The organism is Mesorhizobium sp. B2-5-13, assembly GCF_006440535.1.
GTDB lineage: Bacteria > Pseudomonadota > Alphaproteobacteria > Rhizobiales > Rhizobiaceae > Mesorhizobium > Mesorhizobium salmacidum.
The window spans coordinates 134987-152870 of sequence record NZ_VFUI01000010.1 but is presented as its reverse complement, the minus strand read 5'-3'; the positions used below and the strand labels follow the sequence as shown (position 1 = coordinate 152870).

The window sequence follows — 17884 nt, the reverse complement described above, 5'->3', positions numbered from 1 at the left end:
ATATCAATAGGACCGCTGGGCCGACACGGCAACAGCGGCCCTCGAACCACGGCCGACGCGCGACATACTAGGGAACCAGATGCCGGAACGCCGCCACCACATCTTCATAGACCTGACGCTTGAACGGCACGATAAGGTCGGGAAGGTCCTGCATCGGCCGCCACGACCACTTGTCGAATTCAGCGGTGTGGCCGCCCGGCGGCGGATTGATCTGGATCTCGCTGGTATCGCCATGGAAGCGGAAGGCGAACCATTTTTGCGTCTGGCCGCGATACCTGCCCTTGAAGGCGATGCCGACGAGGTGGTCCGGCAGATCGTAGTTGATCCAGTCCGGCGCTTCGGCCAGCATCGAGACGCTGCGCATGCCGGTCTCCTCATAGAGCTCCCGTTCCGCCGCCTGCAGCGGCTCCTCGCCCATGTCGATGCCGCCTTGCGGCATCTGCCAGAGCTGCGTCGTACCGGCGAATTCGCTGTCGGGTTCGGCAATGCGATGCCCGACCCAGACCAGCCCCTCGCCATTGAGGATCATCAACCCGACACAGGGGCGATAGGGCAGCGTTTCGCGGTCGACTTTTTTGGCCATAGGTGAGGTTCCAGCCGTTTTGAGAATTCGCTCTGGTGAGGCAGGTGACGAGTGATTTCGAGAACCGGAGCGGAGCGTACTTAAAGTACGCGAGCACCGGAAGCGCAGAAAGCGCCGCCAGATGCCCGCCGGAGTGGAATTATCAAGACGGCTGTTAGCCTTTTTGTGGATCGACGGCCACCGCTGAAATCGGCACGATCTCGATGCCGCGCTTCTTGGCCTCGGCCACCCATGACGACACCGTGTCGACCGTCAGGTCGAAAGCCGAGCCGATGCCGACGGCCGTGCCCTTGGCACGCGCGGTCGCTTCGAGACTGTCGAGCTTCTTCAGGATGGCGCCGCGATCCTGCACCGCGTCGATCACCGTGTCGCCGGCGACGAAAGGCACGCCATCCTTCAGCGCCACGTCTGGCGCCAGGCTGCGTGCCGACGAGCCATCGTCGATATAGGCGAGGCCCCTTTTGCCGAGCTCGGCCATGAACGGCTGCATCGCCGCCGCGTCGGAGGAAAACCGCGCGCCCATATAGTTCATGACGCCGGTATAGTTCGTCGTCCGCGACAGCGCCCAGTGCAGGTTTTTCAGATTCTCGTCGGGGGTCGCCGCCACCGTCAGCGTGTTGCGGCCGGGGTTGACGTTGGGATAATCGAACGGTTCGAGCGGCACCTGCATGACGATCTCATGGCCGCTCTGCCTCGCTGCCTGCATCCAGCGGCCGATGCTGTTGCCCTGTGGCGCGAAGGCCAGCGTCACTTCCGCCGGCAGCTTGGCAATGGCCGCCTGGGTGCCGGTCTGTGAAACCGCGAGGCCGCCGATGACGATTGCCACACGTGCGCCGCGTGTGCCGGACCATGGCCGCGCATAAACGTCGAACGGCCGCCGGCCATCGGCGGAGCGCATCGGCAAGGGTCCGGTTTCACTGGTTTCTATCAGCGCCCTGTCGGGAATATGCGCGATCTTGAGGTTCTGGCCGACGGTCGACGGATCGCGAATGACGATTGCGGCCTTGGGCGGGCCATCACCTTCTTCCGTCTGCACATGGATGATCTGCGGACCGCCCGTCTTCGCCGGCGTCTCCACTTTTGGCGTCGCCGCTGGGGCCAATGCGGGAGACGACGCTGTCGGCTCGGCCGCCGCAGTCACTTTCGGCGTCGAAACGGCGACTTCCTGCGGTTTTCGAAACGGCTTTTCCCTGAGCGCGATCGCGGCCGAGACGCCGACCACGGCCAGCACGACCGCGCTCGCCGCGATCACGCCTACGCTGATCTTGCCGGCGGCACGCGGCACCCGGACAGTCTGTCCAAGCGGGCGTTCGATGTCCTTGCCGATATCAGCCAAGCCCTGTCCCCGGTGCACGGTTCCGAAGACGACCTCCTTCGGCAACAGATGCACGCATTCATCAATCCTGGCGCCCGCTTGGAGGCCTGGTCCTGCCCCCCGAATCAAACTGCCGGAACCTTTCGGTCCCGGCAGCATCGCATTGCTTCGTTCAACCGGCCAGACCGGTTGCCGACCTTACTGGTTGAGCACGGCCTTTTCCGGATTGGGCGGGAAGGACGGATCGGTCTTCTGGCCGCGCAGCAGCTGCTCGGCATAGATGAGCTGCAGGTCGTTCTTCGGATCCGGCGGCACATAGGCTGCGGAACCGGAGCCGGTCTTGCTCTCGTCGGCACCCTTGATATGGCCCTTGAGATCGGATTCGCCGCGCGTCAGGTCCCTGCCCTGCAGTTCCGGCGGCAGCGGCTGGTCTACCTTGATGTCGGGCGTGATGCCCTTGCCCTGGATCGATTTGCCCGACGGCGTGTAATAGAGCGCCGTCGTCAGCCTGAGCGCGCCATTCTCGCCGAGCGGGATGATGGTCTGCACCGAGCCCTTGCCGAAGGACTGCGTGCCGACCACCGTGACGCGGCGCAAGTCCTGCAGCGCGCCGGCGACGATCTCCGAAGCGCTGGCCGAGCCGCCATTGACGAGCACGATCATCGGCTTGCCGTTGATGTCGTCGGTCTGCTTCGGCTTGGCGTCGAAGCGGGTGACGTCCTTCGGATCGCGGCCGCGCGTCGAGACGATCTCGCCGCGCTTCAGGAAGGCATCCGACACGCTCACCGCCTGGTCGAGCAGGCCGCCCGGATTGAGGCGCAGGTCGAGCACATAGCCCTTGAGCTTGTCGTCCGGCACCTGCTTCTTGATGGTGTCGATGGCGTTCTCGAGGTCGTCATAGGTCTTTTCGGTGAAGGAGGTGATCTTCATGTAACCGATGTCGTTCTCGACCCGGAACTTGACCGCCTTGACCTTGATGATGTCGCGCACCACCGTCAGCTCGATCGGCTTGTCGGCGCCCTGGCGCAGGATGGTGAGCTTGATCGGCGTGTTGACCAGGCCGCGCATCTTGTCGACCGCGTCGTTGAGCGTCAGGCCGCGAACCTCCTCGCCGTCGATCTTGGCGATATAGTCGCCGGCCAGCACGCCCGCCTTGGCAGCCGGCGTGTCGTCGATCGGCGTGATCACCTTGACCAGGTCGTTCTCCATGGTGACCTCGATGCCGAGGCCGCCGAACTCGCCCTTGGTCTGCACGCGCATGTCCTGCGCCTGCTCGGCGTTCATGTAGGAGGAATGCGGGTCTAGCGAGGAAAGCATGCCGTTGATGGCGTTCTCGACCAGCGACTTGTCGTCGGGCGGGGTCACATACTGGGCCCGCACCCGCTCGAAGATGTCGCCGAAGATCGCCAGTTGCTTGTAGGTTTCCGACCCTGCAGCGTTCGCCGCCGAGCCGGGTGCGCCATAGACAAGGCTCATGGCGGAGGCGCCCATCAGCGCACCGGCAATCAGAAGCGACAGTTTCCGCATCATTTCACGTCCTTCCAGAAAAACGGTCCGCCCACCATGGGGCCGGATCGACGGGTTTTCCATCCTTGCGGAACTCGACATAGAGTTCCGGCGTGGCATTTCCATTCTTCGAAACCGAGGTGCTTGCCACCCGGGCTTCTCCCATCGCACCGACCGGCTCTCCTGCGAGCACTGACTGGCCAGTCGCGACGCTGATTCTGCTCATCCCAGCCAGAACGACATGATAACCGTCGCCGGCATTGAGGATCAAGAGCTGACCATAGGAGCGAAACGGCCCCGCATAAAGCACATTCCCATCCGCCGGCGCCGTAACGATGGCTCCCGATTGTGTCGCAACCATGTCCCCAAGCATCAAGGCGCCGTTACCGTCGTCGGCGCCGAACCGGCGTTTGATGCGGCCGGTGACCGGCAAGGCGATCTGTCCCTGCAGTGCAGAGAAAGGCGTCGCTGCGGTCAGCCTGTTGCCTTCGGGAACCGGCAGCGATGCTGTCTGGTCGCCACCGGGCTCGGCCTTTGCCGCATCGGCTGCCTTCGCGGCATCCGCGGCCTTGCGGTTCTTGTCGGCCTGCGCTTCGAGCGAAGCGATCAGATCCTTCAGGCTGCTGGCTTTGGCGGCCAATTGCTCGGAACGCTGCTGTTCGGCCGCCATCTGCGCCTTCGTGTCGGCCTCGAGCTTCTGCTTGGCCTCCAGCAGCATGCCGAGCCGCTTCTTCTCCGCCGCCTGGTCGCCGACCGCTGCCGTCAGCCGCGTCCGCTCGGCCTCGATCGAGGCCGTCACCCGGGTCTGCTCCTTGAGGTCGGCCAGCAGACTGTCGGTCTCCTGTCGCAATTCCGGCACCACGGCGCCGAGCAGGATGGCGCTGCGCACCGACGACAGCGCGTCCTCCGGCTTGACCAGGATCGCCGGCGGCGGATTGAGCCCCATGCGCTGCAGGGCGCCCAGCACTTCGGCCAGCACGTCGCGCCGCGCCGCCAGTGAAGCGCGGATCTTCTGTTGCTGGCCCTTCAGTCCTTCCAGCTTGGCGCCGATGTCCTCGATGTCCTGGCCAAGCTTCTGTTCGGTCATCGCCGACTGGATCAGCGCGGCGGTGATCGAGGCGTGGTCCTTCTTGACCGTGGCGATATCGGCGGCGAGCTTCGCCAGCCGTTCCGACGACAGCGTTATTTCCTTGGAAACCTGCTCGTATTCCGCGCGGCTCTGGTCCGGATCGGGCGCCATGTCGAGCGTGTTTTCGGCCCGCGCCGCATGGAGCGACAGAAGCACCGCCGCCGCCGCGATACCGCACGCGCGCCAGGAACTCCCGGTCGATGAGCCCGTCGTCGATTTCCAGCCTTCAGACATTCGCGATCGATTCTATCCGCGGCTTCGTTAACGAATCATCAACCATGTTAGCGCCTGTCGCCCAAGGGGTCGCAATAACGCCCTGCAAAGCAGAGGCAGCCCCAGAATGAATTTTACGCGGCATTGGGGCTAAATTCAGTGCGGCCCGGCGGCTTTCAGGATCTGTGATAGGGATGGCCCGACAGGATCGTCGCCACCCTGTAGAGTTGTTCGCCCAGCATCACGCGCACCAGCTGATGCGGCCAGGTGAGCGCCCCGAACGACAGCACCAGCTCGGCTTGGTCACGCAGCGGCGGATCGTGGCCGTCGGCGCCGCCAATGGCGAGCACCAGCGCCTTGCGTCCGCCATCGCGCAACTGTCCGATACGGCCAGCGAAATCCTGCGAGGACAGGCTCTTGCCTTTTTCATCGAGCAGGATCAATGCCGTGCCTGGCTGCAGCTGCGCCTGCAGGCGCGAGCCTTCGTCGCGCTGCCGCTCGCTGGCGCTCTGCGCGCGGCCCTCGGCGATCTCGGTGATGCCGGCGAATTCGAGCCCCACGGCGGGTCCGCTCTTGGCGAAGCGCTCGAAATAGCGGTCGGCCAACTCCCGCTCGGGGCCGGCTTTCATTCGGCCCACGGCATGAACTGAAATCTTCATCCTCGCCTCTATAAGCCGCTAGTGCATGTCACCCAAGGGTGGGAGCCGGTTTTTCGGCATGGCATGCATCAACAAGGCGGCCTAGTGGAGGGTCTCTTCCTCGAGGTCCGGCGCCTGCCACATCTTTTCGAGATTGTAGAATTCGCGGACTTCGGGGCGGAAGACATGGACGATGATATCGCCAGAATCGATCAGGACCCAGTCGGCGCCGGACAATCCCTCGACGCGCGCAGTGCCGAGGCCGGCATCCTTGAGCGCCTTGAGGAGATGATCGGCGACAGCCGCGACATGACGGTGCGATCGACCCGACGCGACGACCATGTAGTCGCCGAGGCTCGATTTTCCCTGAATGTCGATTGAGACAATATTTTCGGCCTTGGAGTCTTCCAGACTGGCAAGGACTGTCTTGATGGCACGGGACACGGCGTCGTCTACGCTGATCCTGGCCGGCGAAGGCATGATATCGGCCTTCTTCCGCAGTGCTGTTCTCAGTGTATTTCCTTTCGCAGCAAGAACAACCAAATCACCCCTTGAAGCAGGTGACACCTCTTAGATAGGCAGAGTTCCGTTGCAGTTTCAAGACGGAGCCCCAACTCACGCGAACTCGCCGACTGGTATATTGTTCCACGCGAGACGCAGAAACATCGGAACCCAGGCGTTCCGCAGCGGTTATCGGCTGACCGACCAACCGGAATCCCATCATGCCGATCGACCCGCAAAACACCCTTCTCACCGTCCAGGCCGGCCTCGCGCAGCTGAGTACGCTGATCGTTTCCTATTCCTTCTCCGCCATCGGCGCCGTCATCCTCCTGGTGGTCGGCTACATCGTTGCCAACCTTGCCGAGCGCTCGATCTCGGCTGGCCTCGGCCATATCCACGGTTTCGACGCGACGCTGCGGCATTTCTTTTCCAAGATCGTTCGCTACGCCATCCTGATCCTCGTCGTCATCATGGTGCTCGGCCAGTTCGGCGTGCAGACCGCATCGATCATCGCCGCGATCGGCGCGATCGGCCTGGCCATCGGTCTCGCGCTGCAAGGCACGCTGCAGAACATCGCCGCCGGCATCATGCTTCTGGCGCTGCGGCCGTTCCGAATCGGCGAATCGGTCGAGGTCGGCGCCATTGCCGGTTCGGTCGAGGAAATCGGCCTCTTCGCCACCAAGCTCAGGACCGCCGACGGCGTCTATATACTGGCCCCCAATTCGACGCTGTGGAACCAACCGGTACGCAATTTCACCCGTAATGGCGTGCGTCGCACCGACATCACGCTCAGCATCGGCTCCTGGAACGACATAGACGGCGCGCAGAAGACATTGCTTGGCATTGCCGGCGCCGAGAAGCGCATCCGCCGCGAACCGGCGCCGATCGCCTTCGTGGGCGCACTCGGCGATACGACCGTTTCGCTCACCTTGCGCTACTGGACCGCGGCGGCGGACTATTTCGCCACCCAGATCGATATGACCAAACGCGCCAAGCAGGCCTTCGACAGTGAAGGCATCTCCATCCCGCTGCCACCCCCGGAAGCACCGTCGCCCGAGACCCGCAAGCAGTAATCAACCGCCTCTGCGGCGGGCCTCTTCGTCCGGCGCGAAGGCGAGTTCCACCGGCAACGGTGCTTGCGCCGACATCGGCGCGAAACTGCACGTGGCGGCCGCCGGAACAGGCCGCACCGCGATCACCCGCCACAGCACGAACAGGCAGAATGCCGAGGCGATGACGATGCCGACATAGATGAAGGTTGCCGTGCCGAAGACGGCGGAAAGCGCCGTGACGATGCCTGGCACGATGAAGCCGGCGAGCGACCAGGCAAACAGCATCGAGCTCGACAGGGCAAGCAGTTCATCCTTCCTGGCGCGGTCGGCGGCATGCGCGCTGGAGAGCGCGTAGATCGATTCCGCCGCCCCGTCCCAGATCAGGTAGATCACCAAAAGGGCCACCAGCGCACCGCCGTCGAAGGCTACGGCCAGCACGCTGGCGAAGACCGCGAGCGCCGCGGCGCCGGCAAGCACGTAACGCCGATCGGTGCGGTCGGAAAGCCAGCCAAGCGGTATCTGCAGGATCAGCGTGCCGACCGGCATTGCCGACAACAGCAGCGCCACGTCGGCCTGGCTATAACCCTTGGCCGTGGCATGGATGGGGGCGAAGCCGGAAATGATCATCGACAGGCCGCCGACCGCCAGCATGCCAGCGACCCCGACCGGCGAAATCCGCCAGGCCTGGCGCAGCGCCACCGAAGCAGCCTGCGGCGCCGGCGGCTGGGCAAGGCGCGTCATGCCGACAGGCAGGATTGACAGAGCGGTGAAGGTGATGCCGATCAACGGCGCCGCGGCCGTGTGGATGTCGATGACGGCAAGCGTCGCATAGCCGACGCCAAGGCCGGCAACGTAGGCGACGTAGAACACCGCCATCACCCGGCCGCGTATGGCGTTCGGCAGCGCGTCGTTGAGCCAGCTCTGGGCGACGATGAACAGCCCGCATATGACAAAGCCGTAGAGCGCACGCGCCACGATCCACAGCAGCGGATGCGGTCCGGCGCCGATGGCGACATTGGACAGCGCGATCAATGCCGACAGCACCATGAAGGCGCGTGCGTGGCCGACCCTGCGCACCAGCGGGCCGGTCGGGATACAGCCGGCAAGGCCGCCGGCCGACAGGCCGGTGACGATCAGCCCTGCCCAGACCGGGTCGAACCCCTCCACGCCGAGCCGGACGGGGATATAGGCGAACATCAGCCCGTTGCCGATGGCAATCAGCGCCATCGACACGATGACGCTGGCAATCGCGGTCAGCGGCGTCGGTGCACTGCCCTGTGTCGGATCGATTTGGGGGTGGGTTTTCTTTTGGACCGCCATGGCTGATCAGCATCGCCCATCGGTCAGGCGAACGCCGCTGTAAAAACGACATGGCCGGATGGACGAGATGCTCAACCCTTCGTCATTTTCCGGATCGCGGTCGACGACAACGAGGAACGCGGACCGTGGATGAAGGTCCAGGCCGGCGCCTTCATGCGGGCGAGCAGCGGCGCGTCGCCCTCGTCGATGCGGGCGTAATCGAAGGTCTTGGCAACCACCGACGACAGGAACGACAGCGTGGCGCCCGGACGATCGATGACTGCGATCGGAAAGGTGAGCACAATCTCGCGCCATCGCTGCCAATGATGGAAATCGCGCAAACTATCCGCGCCCATGATCCAGACGAAGTCGACGCCGGGATTGCGCGCCTTGACCAGAGCCAGCGTGTCGGCGGTGTAGCGCACATTGTGTGCCGCCTCGAAGGCCGTGACCTTGATCTTCGGGTTCCTGGCGATCTTCTCCGACAGTTGCAGCCGCTCGGCCAGCGGTGCCAGCTCGCGTGCGCTCTTTAACGGATTGCCCGGGGTTACCATCCACCACAGCTGGTCGAGCGCCAGGCGCCGCAAAGCGATTTCGGCAACCAGCGCATGGCCGGCATGCGGCGGGTTGAACGAGCCGCCGAACAGGCCGACGGCGAGGCCTTTTTCGGCGTGCGGCATCTTGAGGTAGTGGGAAGAGACCGTGGGCTGAGGGGACGAAAGCATGGTGCTAGGCGCCCCCCTCTGCCCTGCCGGGCATCTCCCCCGCAAGGGGGGAGATCAGCAGTTTCAGCGCAGGCGCAGATCTTGCAACGCCCACAATCAGCGGCACCGGAAATGTCAGCCGATCTCCCCCCCTGAGGGGGAGGAGTGGTCCGCGAAGCGGACGGAAAGCCAATTGCCTGGCTTTCCGAATAACGAACGCCCGGAGCGACAGCGAAGGGCCGGATCCGGCAGGACGGAGGGGGTTGCCTGGGCGCAAAGTTTCAGGCCTGGTGGGCGAAAGACATCAAGGCCTCACCTGTCCTGATCCGCGAACGCGGTATTTGAACGAGGTCAGCTGCTCCACGCCGACCGGTCCGCGCGCATGCATCTTGCCGGTGGCGATGCCGATCTCGGCGCCCATGCCGAACTCGCCGCCATCGGCGAACTGCGTCGAGGCGTTGTGCAGCAGGATTGCCGAATCGATCTCGTTGAAGAACCGTTCGACCGCCTTGGCGTCCTCGGCGACGATCGCCTCGGTGTGGTGCGAGGAGAATGTCTCGATATGATCGATCGCACCGCCGATGTCGTCGACCAGCTTCACCGCGATAATGGCGTCGAGATATTCCGTCACCCAGTCGGAATCGGTCGCCGGCCTGGCGTCGGAGAAGACTTTCAACACCTCGGCATCGGCATGAATTTCACAGCCGGCGGCGCGCAGCGCGTCGAGAATCGGCACCAGATGGGTGGTGGCGATGGCGCGGTCGACCAGCAGCGTTTCGGCGGCACCGCAGACACCGGTGCGCCGCATCTTGGCGTTGACCGCGATCCGCACCGCCATGTCGAGCTCGGCGGAGCGGTCGATATAGAGATGGCAGATCCCTTCGAGATGGGCAAAGACCGGCACCCGCGCTTCGCTCTGCACCCGCCCGACAAGGCTTTTGCCGCCGCGCGGAATGATGACGTCGAGATCGCCGCCAAGCCCCTTCAGCATTTCGCCGACCGCGGCGCGGTCCGTGGTCGGCACCAGCTGGATAGCATCCTCGGGCAGCCCGGCCGCCTTCAGTCCCTCGACCATGCAGGCATGGATCGCCGAGGAGGAATTGAGCGAATCCGAACCGCCGCGCAAAATCACCGGATTGCTGGCCTTGAGGCAAAGCGCACCGGCATCGGCAGTCACGTTCGGCCGGCTTTCATAGATGACGCCGACGACACCAAGCGGCGTACGCACGCGCTCGATATGCAAGCCGTTCGGCCGCTCCCACGCGGCGATGATATCGCCAATCGGATCCTTGAGCCCGGCAATTTCGCGAATGCCGTCCGCCATGGCGCGGATGCGCGCCGGATCGAGCTTCAGCCGGTCCATGAAGGAGGCGGACAATCCCGATTGCTCGCCGTTCAGGACGTCGATGGCATTGGCATCGAGAATGTCCCGTTCCCGGGCGACGATTGCCTCGGCCATGGCGGCAAGCGCGGCGTTCTTGGCGGCGGTGGTGGCGATGGCCAGCGGTCGGGCGGCAGCGCGGGCGCGGCGGCCGATGTCGGCCATCAGCGCCACGGTGTCGTCCCCGGATTTTTCATGCAGCTTCAGCATGGCTCATCCTCCGCTTATGTCGCCTTCAGCCCGCACTTGGTCACTGGCCTGTACTTGGTCACTGGCCCGTACTTGGTCACTGGCCCGTACTTGGTCACTGGCCCGTACTTGGTCACTGGAATGACTCACCACAAGATCGTCGCGGTGGATCATCGCCGAACGCGCCTCGTAACCGAGCACCGTCTCGATCTCGACCGTCTTCAGGCCTGCGATCCTTACGGCATCGGCGGCATCATAGGCAACCAGCCCGCGCGCGATCTCGCGGCCCTCGGGCGACAGGATCGCCACCGTGTCGCCGCGCGAGAAATTGCCGCTGACCAGTTTGACGCCGGCCGGCAGCAGCGATTTTCCCGAAATGAGCGCGCCGATGGCGCCGGCATCGACCGTCAGCCGCCCGGCCGGCTCGAGCTGGCCGGCGATCCAGGTCTTGTAGCCTTTGACAGGATTGGTGCTCGGCTTGAAGAAGGTGGCGCGCTCGCCGCGTTCGATCGCCATCAGCGGCGACAGCCTAGTGCCCGAGGTGATGATCATCGCGGTGCCGGCGGCGGTGGCGATCTTGCCGGCATCGAGTTTCGTGCGCATGCCGCCGCGCGACAGCTCGGACGCGGCGGCTCCCGCCATCGCCTCGATATCAGGCGTGATGCGGTCGACCACCGGGATGAACTTGGCTTGCGGGTCGCGGGCCGGCGGCGCGGTGTAGAGCCCGTCAATGTCGGACAGCAGCACCAGGAGGTCCGCGCCCATCATCGTCGCCACGCGCGCGGCCAGCCGGTCATTGTCGCCATAGCGGATTTCGGAGGTCGCCACCGTGTCGTTCTCGTTGATGACCGGCACCGCCTTCATCTTGAGCAGCGTCGAGATCGTCGCGCGTGCGTTAAGGTAGCGGCGGCGCTCCTCGGTGTCGCCGAGCGTCAAAAGGATTTGACCCGACTTCAGGCTACCCTTGCCGAGTGCGTCCGACCAGGCGCCGGCCAGCGCGATCTGGCCGACGGCGGCCGCCGCCTGGCTTTCCTCGAGCTTCAAGGCACGCTTGCCGAGGCCAAGTATGGTGCGGCCAAGCGCGATGGCGCCCGACGACACGACCAGGATCTCGGCACCGCCATTGGCAAGCGCGGCGATATCGTCGGCGAGCGAGTCGAGCCAGTCGCGCTTCAGGCCGCTCGCCCGGTCGACGAGCAGCGCGGAGCCGATCTTGACGGTGATGCGCCGGTATTTCCTGAGCGACTGCATGGTCCTACTTTTCCCAGCGCGTCTCGACCGGGGCGGCAATTTGCGCGCGGGCTTCGGCGATCACCGCCATCAGCGCGCGCTGCACCGCCTCGACGCCTTCGCCGGTGACAGCGGACAGCAGCATCGGCGCACGCCCGGCGGCGCGCTTCAAGGAAGCGACCTTCTTCTTGCGCGCGTCCGCGTCGAGCGTGTCGACCTGGCTCAGCGCCAGGATCTCGGCCTTGTCGGTCAAGCCGTGGCCATAGGCCTCGAGCTCGGCCCGCACGGTCTTGTAGGCCTTGCCCGGGTTCTCCTCCTGCGCGGAAACCAGGTGGAGCAGCACGCGCGTGCGCTCGACATGGCCGAGGAAGCGGTCGCCGATGCCGACGCCTTCATGCGCGCCTTCGATCAGACCTGGAATGTCGGCGATGACGAATTCGCGCGCGTCGATGCGGGCGACGCCGAGGCCCGGATGCAGCGTCGTGAACGGATAGTCGGCGATTTTCGGCTTTGCCGCGGTGACGGCGGCAAGGAATGTCGACTTGCCGGCATTCGGCAGCCCGACCAGCCCGGCGTCGGCGATCAGCTTCAGCCTGAGCCAGATGTTGAGTTCTTCGCCGGGAAGGCCGGGATTGGCGCGTCGCGGCGCCTGGTTGGTCGAGGTCTTGAAATGCTGGTTGCCGAAGCCGCCATTGCCGCCCTTGGCCAGGAGAAACCGCTGCCCGACAACGGTGAGGTCGCAGATCAGCGTCTCATTGTCCTCTTCGAAGACCTGCGTTCCGGCCGGCACCTTCAGCGTGACATCGGCGCCCTTGGCGCCGGTCATGTTGCGGCCCATGCCGTGGACGCCGGTCTTGGCCTTGAAGTGCTGCTGGTAGCGATAGTCGATCAGCGTGTTCAGCCCGTCAACCGCTTCCAGCCAGACATCGCCGCCGCGGCCGCCATCGCCGCCATCCGGCCCACCGAACTCGATGAATTTTTCGCGGCGGAACGACACCGAACCGGCGCCGCCGTCGCCGGAGCGGACATAGACCTTGGCTTGATCGAGAAATTTCATGGGATCGCAGTTTCTTTTATTGGCCTTGCGGCATTGCTCTAAACCTTGGGCCTTGCTCTAAACCAAGGCGCGGCGAAGGGCGAGGCCGTTTTATGACGATGGCCACGCGGGGTTGGCCGGAGAGATTGCGGCATGAAGCTTGTAACCTACAACACCCAATACGGCATTGGTCTCGATGGACGCTACGATGTCGGGCGTATTGCCGATGCCGTACGCGGCGCCGACGTGATCGCCCTGCAGGAGGTCACCCGCAACAACCCCAGGAACGGCAGCCGCGACATGGTCGCCGAGATCGGCGAGGCGCTGCCCGAATATTTCGCCGTCTACGGCAGCAATTTCGAGGCCAATATCGGCTCGCGCATCGAGGATGGCCGCGCCATCACCACCACCTTCCAGCTCGGCAATATGGTCCTGTCGAAAACGCCAATTCATCTGTCGCGCAACCTGCTTTTGCCGCGCAGCCGCAGCTTCGAGATGATGAACTTCCAGCGCGGCGCGCTGGAGGCGCTGATCGAGACGCCGCTTGGTTTCATCCGCTTCTATTCCATCCATCTCGATCACCGCAGTCCGGTCGAACGCGCCAGCCAGATCCAGTTCCTGCGCCGGCGCCTGTTGAACTATGCGCTCGAAGGCGGCGCGCTGTCCGGCGTCGCCGAGATCGGCCTGCCGGAATTGCCGCATCCGGAAGCCTTTGTCGGCATGGGCGATTTCAACATGCTGGCCGGGTCGCCCGAATATGTTGAACTCGCCGGCCGGCCGGACCATGAATTCGGCATGCCGCTGACCGCAGACTTCGCCGTCGATGCCGCCATGCGCCTCGATGTCGCCGGCGACGATCTCGTCTCCTGGGTCGATCCCAAGGACCCCGCCAACGCCAGCCGCCACAAACGCATCGACTACATCTTCACCAGCGCGTCGCTGGCCCGCTCGCTGAAGCGCCTGTGGGTCGACCGGAGGGCGAGCGGTTCGGACCACCTGCCGGTCTGGGTCGAACTGGGCTGAGCCCAGTCCAGCCCGGCACCCTTGGTATCGACCTGGACCCCGATGTGTGTTGAGATTCAGGTCAGGCCGAGCCGAAAACATTGGTTTTCGAGAACCGGAGCGGAGCGTAGTTATCGTACGCGAGCATCGGAAGCGCAGAAAATCAACATTTGCAGGTCGGCCTCACCTGAATATCAGCACACATCAGAAGTGCACCCAATTGCGCAGGCTGGTCCAGGTCTTCCTGTCGAGCCGGTAACGCTCGACCGGCACCTGGCCGGCCACGATCGAGTTCAGCATGCCCTGGCCGGCATACTGGAAGCCGCACTTGTGGATCACCCGGCGCGAGGCCGGATTGATGACCCGGGTCGAGGCATGCAGCACCTGGATCGAGGTGCTCTGGAAGGCGAGATCGACCAGCGCGTGGGCTGCTTCGGTCGCATAGCCGCGCTTCCAGTGGGGCTCGCCGATCCAGTAGCCGAGCTCCAGCCCGCGATCGGTGGTGTTCAGCCCGGCGCAGCCGACGAAAGTGTCGGTGCCGGCCAGCGTCAGCGCATAGGCAATGCCGGCGCGGCGTGACTTGGTCATGGCGAGGAACGCGCGAGCCTCGGCTTCGCCATAGGGGTGCGGCATGCGTGCCAGCATCTCGGCGACGTGACGGTTGTCGGCAAGCTCGACCAGTTGCGCGATATCCCGCTCGTCTGGAGCCCGCATCACCAGCCGCTCGGTGACCAGCACCGGGCAATCTACCGCGTAACTTTCGTCTTCTGAGTCTTCCGCTTCGGCAACCATTTCAAAGTCCTCCAGGCAAAAGAAAAGGGAGATGGAAACCCATCTCCCCTGATCCTTTTCCTGGCTTTGCCAGACACCGGTCCCGAGATGGGCGCCGGTGTTCTAGTGCGGAACCGGCTACTCCGCGGCTTTGGTAATCGGATTGACCGATACGTAGGTTCGGCCGTTGGCTTTTTTGTTGAACGTCACGGCGCCTGTTTCGAGCGCGAAAAGGGTGTGGTCCGTGCCCATGCCGACATTGACGCCGGGATGCCAGGTGGTGCCGCGTTGACGAATGATGATGTTGCCCGGGATGACGGCTTCGCCGCCGAACTTCTTCACGCCCAGACGCTTGGAATGCGAGTCGCGACCGTTGCGCGACGAGCCGCCAGCTTTCTTGTGTGCCATCTAACTAACTCCGTTGCGCCGCGAGGCGCCTAAAAGGCGTTATGAACGCGTTCGCGTTCCGTTTCAAGTCCGATCCGGCTGATGTTTCGCCGGAAAATTACTTCTTCGCCAGTTCCTTGGCCTGTTCGCGCCAGTCCTTGATCTGGTCGGCGCTGAACGGCATGTGCTCGTCGATCTTGGCGACATCCTTGTCGGACAGCTTGGCGAGCTGCGCGAAGGTGATGATGCCCTGCTCGGCGAGATCCTTGGCGGCGACCGGGCCGATGCCCTTGATCACGGTCAGGTCGTCCGGCTCGCCCTTCGGCGCCTTGAACAGCGGCGCGGCCGCGGTCTCGGCTGCCTTGGCCTTGGGCTCCTTCTTCGGCGCGGCTTCCGCCTTCGCTTCGGTGGCTGCCTCTGCCTTGGCTTCCTTCTTCGGCGCCTTGACCGCTGCAGTCTTCGTCGGCTTGGCGCCACCCAGCAGGATCTCGGAGATCCGCACGGTGGTCAAAAGCTGGCGATGGCCGATCTTGCGGCGCGAATTCTGGCGGCGGCGCTTCTTGAAAGCGATGACCGTGCGGTTCTTGCCCTGCTCGACGACTTCGGCGGTGACCAGAGCGCCATCGACGAACGGCGCGCCGAACGTGACATTCTCGCCCTCGCCATGCGCGAGCACGTGGCCGATCTCGACGATGTCGCCGACATTGGCTTCGACTTTTTCGATCTTCAGGAGATCGTTGGCGGCAACGCGATACTGCTTACCGCCCGTTTTAATGACTGCGAACATTTTTTGCCTTTCGCTGTTCGGTCGGCCTTGATGATCCGCCTCTGGCGGTTCGGCCGTCTTTTTGTCAGTCTGCGGGTTCAAAAAACAAGCGGCGCGGAAGAACCCTCCACGCCGATTGCGCGCTATCCCTAACCGAAGGTTGAGTGGGAGTCAAGGCAAACAGCCATTGCCGAGGCTGTTATTGGCCGCTCGGCGATGCGGCCGCGGCAAGCTTCTGCGGCGACAACGACGGCAAGGCTTACGCCCCGGGAGTACCGGTGACGACAGCGACGACGGCCGAGGCCGCCAATGGCGGACCACCCGATGAGCGGCGGATGCCGCCTTGAACCCCCTGCCTGAGCACACTGCTTGTCCGGCAAGCCAAATATCGCTGGATTTGGCCTTGTAACCTGCCCGTTCAGCCGTTATCTAGTGCGCCGCGCCGGCAACGGCCGACCATGACCGCGGAGAGGTGGCAGAGTGGTCGAATGCACCGCACTCGAAATGCGGCATGGGTGCAAGCCCATCGGGGGTTCGAATCCCTCCCTCTCCGCCAGGGCCTTCGGGGTCCGTTCCGGACACATAGGTTACGGTTTATACCGGAGACATGGGTAACACTTTTGGCCCGAAGGGGTTTTGGAGTGGTTCGAGCCTGCATGTCTCATCGTCGAAATATCCCAAATCATAGTCCATGAAGCTAGCCAGCCAGATATGGTCCTCGACCTGTTTGATGCCGACGCTCTGGCCGGCGAAGACGAGGCTGAGGTTGATCTTCTTTCTGTTATAGCAGATGCGGCCGCAGTTGGTGACGAGAATGTCGCGGTCGTGGAAAGGGTAGTGCAAGTCCTGCAAGCCGGCATAGGCTCTTGAAGAGGGTGCGTACAGGTCCGCTGGCGCCTTCATGTCGAGCGCCTCATGCGGCCGCTCGCAAGACTTCGCCGATGAGTTCAGCGGCTCGCAGCGGACGGAGCCGGCGAATTCCCCGCAGGCCTCATGATCTCGGCGTAACCTTTGGGATTGAAGCGCAGATAAAGGAATGTTGTGGTCGTCACGCAGACAAGATGCATGATCCATCCGGAGGCGAAGCTCCCGCTCCAGTCATGCAAGAGAGCGGTGGCAAAGGGGCCAAGTGCCGCAATAAGGAAACCGCCACCCTGCATCAGCGCAGCCAGGGCGCCGGCCTGCTCCGGTCGCGGCAAATGATCCAGGGCTATGACGATCGCAAGCGAGAAGCTTCCACCAAGGCCGGCGCCGCATATCCCAACCCAGAGAATGGGCGACTGTGCCGGAAAGAACGCCAATCCGGCAAAGCCTGCTGCCTGCAGAAACAAGGTCAGCAAGAGCCAGGGTCGACGGTCAACGTTTGCGCGGGCAAGTATCGGCAGCGCCAGGGCCGAGATCGCTTGGCAAACGGCCATCACGGCGACGAGGTTGCCGCTTGCAACACTGCTCCACCCTTGCGCCTGGTAATAGGGTGCAAGCCACGCAACCATGGATGAATAGCCGGAATTGACCAGTCCGAATGCCGCCATCAGCGCCCATGTCCGCGGGCGGCGCAGCAGCAGGCCGGTCAAGGCGCGATCGGGCCTTGCCTCCTTGGCGTCGGACAGGACGCGGAATGCCGCGCATAGTGCGATGCCGGCGGGAACGGCGAGCCAGGCCAGTGCCGCACGCCAGCTGTAGCCACTGTTGACAAGCTGGGGCGCCAGGCGCGCGCCGAGTGCGCCGCCGCCCATGATCATGCAGGAATAGAGGCCGGTCACCGCAGGCGTGCTTGCCGGAAATCTTGCCTTGATGATCCCCGGAAAGGCCGCCTGGATGAAGGCCACCCCTGCCCCGCAAAGTGCGGCTGTCAGGATCAGTGACAGGCCGCCGGTCGCGACAAGCCTGATCAACGAGCCCGAGGTCAGCACCGCAAGAGCCAGGAGTAGGCCCCGGCGTGTCCCGACAGCCGCCTGGATGCCTGGTGCAACAAAAGCACCGACACCCATCAACAGCATCGGCAGCAGTGTCAGCATGGCCAAGCTGCTGTAGCCCATGCCGGTGTCGGCCACGATATTGGCCAATATCGGCCCCGGCGCCGTCAGGAAGGGACGCAGGTTGATTCCGACCAATACGACCAGGACAAGCAAACTCCATTGCCTGCCGGCCGCAGGCTGTGTGGTCCCCGACATGGTCTTCC

17 protein-coding genes, 1 tRNA gene and 1 pseudogene are annotated in these 17884 nt (G+C 64.0%); 3 read left to right on the top strand and 16 right to left on the bottom strand.

Annotated elements, in window-relative coordinates; translation table 11 throughout:
* Nucleotides 1–67: 67 nt before the first annotated feature.
* The 6 genes from FJ434_RS18400 to rsfS all read right to left on the bottom strand — a co-directional run bounded on the left by FJ434_RS18400 (nt 68) and on the right by rsfS (nt 5864).
* Nucleotides 68–583, bottom strand: coding sequence for an RNA pyrophosphohydrolase (locus tag FJ434_RS18400; protein WP_140509947.1), 516 nt, complete (start codon nt 581–583; stop codon nt 68–70).
* A gap of 154 nt (nt 584–737) precedes the next feature.
* Nucleotides 738–1919, bottom strand: a complete 1182-nt coding sequence (locus tag FJ434_RS18395; RefSeq protein ID WP_140510003.1) for a divergent polysaccharide deacetylase family protein — start codon at nt 1917–1919, stop codon at nt 738–740.
* Nucleotides 1920–2096: 177 nt separating this feature from the next.
* Complete coding sequence (locus tag FJ434_RS18390; RefSeq protein ID WP_027141729.1) at nt 2097–3428, bottom strand: S41 family peptidase; 1332 nt, start codon at nt 3426–3428, stop codon at nt 2097–2099.
* Between the two features lies 1 nt (nt 3429).
* Nucleotides 3430–4767 (bottom strand): murein hydrolase activator EnvC, encoded by a 1338-nt coding sequence (locus tag FJ434_RS18385; protein WP_140750436.1) that lies wholly within the window; start codon nt 4765–4767, stop codon nt 3430–3432.
* Between the two features lie 155 nt (nt 4768–4922).
* Nucleotides 4923–5405, bottom strand: coding sequence for a 23S rRNA (pseudouridine(1915)-N(3))-methyltransferase RlmH (gene rlmH / locus FJ434_RS18380; RefSeq protein WP_140509951.1), 483 nt, complete (start codon nt 5403–5405; stop codon nt 4923–4925).
* An 81-nt stretch (nt 5406–5486) separates the two neighbouring features.
* The gene (rsfS, locus tag FJ434_RS18375; RefSeq protein WP_015315198.1) at nt 5487–5864 is read right to left on the bottom strand and encodes a ribosome silencing factor; all 378 of its coding nucleotides are present in this window, start codon (nt 5862–5864) and stop codon (nt 5487–5489) included.
* Nucleotides 5865–6106: 242 nt separating this feature from the next.
* Between rsfS and FJ434_RS18370 the strand changes: the two genes are divergently transcribed.
* Nucleotides 6107–6958 (top strand): mechanosensitive ion channel domain-containing protein, encoded by an 852-nt coding sequence (locus tag FJ434_RS18370; protein ID WP_027141726.1) that lies wholly within the window; start codon nt 6107–6109, stop codon nt 6956–6958.
* Here the strand turns inward: FJ434_RS18370 and FJ434_RS18365 are convergent, their stop codons facing one another.
* The 5 genes from FJ434_RS18365 to obgE form a co-directional block, all read right to left on the bottom strand.
* Nucleotides 6959–8257 carry an MFS transporter gene (locus FJ434_RS18365; protein ID WP_140750438.1) on the bottom strand — a complete coding sequence of 433 codons (1299 nt, stop codon included), beginning with the start codon at nt 8255–8257 and terminating at the stop codon, nt 6959–6961.
* Nucleotides 8258–8328: 71 nt separating this feature from the next.
* Nucleotides 8329–8916 carry a nicotinate-nucleotide adenylyltransferase gene (locus tag FJ434_RS18360; protein ID WP_140510005.1) on the bottom strand — a complete coding sequence of 196 codons (588 nt, stop codon included), beginning with the start codon at nt 8914–8916 and terminating at the stop codon, nt 8329–8331.
* Between the two features lie 328 nt (nt 8917–9244).
* Nucleotides 9245–10531, bottom strand: coding sequence for a glutamate-5-semialdehyde dehydrogenase (locus FJ434_RS18350; protein WP_140509957.1), 1287 nt, complete (start codon nt 10529–10531; stop codon nt 9245–9247).
* A 3-nt stretch (nt 10532–10534) separates the two neighbouring features.
* Complete coding sequence (proB, locus tag FJ434_RS18345) at nt 10535–11761, bottom strand: glutamate 5-kinase (RefSeq protein ID WP_140713147.1); 1227 nt, start codon at nt 11759–11761, stop codon at nt 10535–10537.
* A 4-nt stretch (nt 11762–11765) separates the two neighbouring features.
* Entirely contained in the window at nt 11766–12797 is a 1032-nt protein-coding gene (gene obgE, locus FJ434_RS18340; RefSeq protein ID WP_140713149.1) for a GTPase ObgE, read from the bottom strand.
* 132 nt (nt 12798–12929) lie between these two features.
* Between obgE and FJ434_RS18335 the strand changes: the two genes are divergently transcribed.
* Nucleotides 12930–13799: an endonuclease/exonuclease/phosphatase family protein gene (locus tag FJ434_RS18335; protein WP_140750442.1), complete on the top strand. Its 870-nt coding sequence runs from the start codon at nt 12930–12932 to the stop codon at nt 13797–13799.
* A gap of 183 nt (nt 13800–13982) precedes the next feature.
* Here the strand turns inward: FJ434_RS18335 and FJ434_RS18330 are convergent, their stop codons facing one another.
* The 3 genes from FJ434_RS18330 to FJ434_RS18320 form a co-directional block, all read right to left on the bottom strand.
* On the bottom strand, nt 13983–14570 hold the full coding sequence (locus FJ434_RS18330) for a GNAT family protein (RefSeq protein ID WP_140750444.1): 588 nt from the start codon (nt 14568–14570) through the stop codon (nt 13983–13985).
* 117 nt (nt 14571–14687) lie between these two features.
* Nucleotides 14688–14957 carry a 50S ribosomal protein L27 gene (gene rpmA, locus FJ434_RS18325; RefSeq protein ID WP_015315190.1) on the bottom strand — a complete coding sequence of 90 codons (270 nt, stop codon included), beginning with the start codon at nt 14955–14957 and terminating at the stop codon, nt 14688–14690.
* A gap of 97 nt (nt 14958–15054) precedes the next feature.
* Nucleotides 15055–15723: a 50S ribosomal protein L21 gene (locus FJ434_RS18320; RefSeq protein WP_140509965.1), complete on the bottom strand. Its 669-nt coding sequence runs from the start codon at nt 15721–15723 to the stop codon at nt 15055–15057.
* Nucleotides 15724–16168: 445 nt separating this feature from the next.
* Here FJ434_RS18320 and FJ434_RS18315 point away from each other — a divergent pair.
* Nucleotides 16169–16258, top strand: a tRNA-Ser gene (locus FJ434_RS18315).
* Nucleotides 16259–16296: 38 nt separating this feature from the next.
* On the opposite strand, the pseudogene FJ434_RS18310 reads toward FJ434_RS18315, so the two are convergent.
* A pseudogene (locus FJ434_RS18310) lies at nt 16297–16635 on the bottom strand (integrase); the annotation flags it as partial.
* 14 nt (nt 16636–16649) lie between these two features.
* Nucleotides 16650–17876 (bottom strand): cyanate transporter, encoded by a 1227-nt coding sequence (locus tag FJ434_RS18305; RefSeq protein WP_140503782.1) that lies wholly within the window; start codon nt 17874–17876, stop codon nt 16650–16652.
* Between the last annotated feature and the right edge of the window lie 8 nt (nt 17877–17884).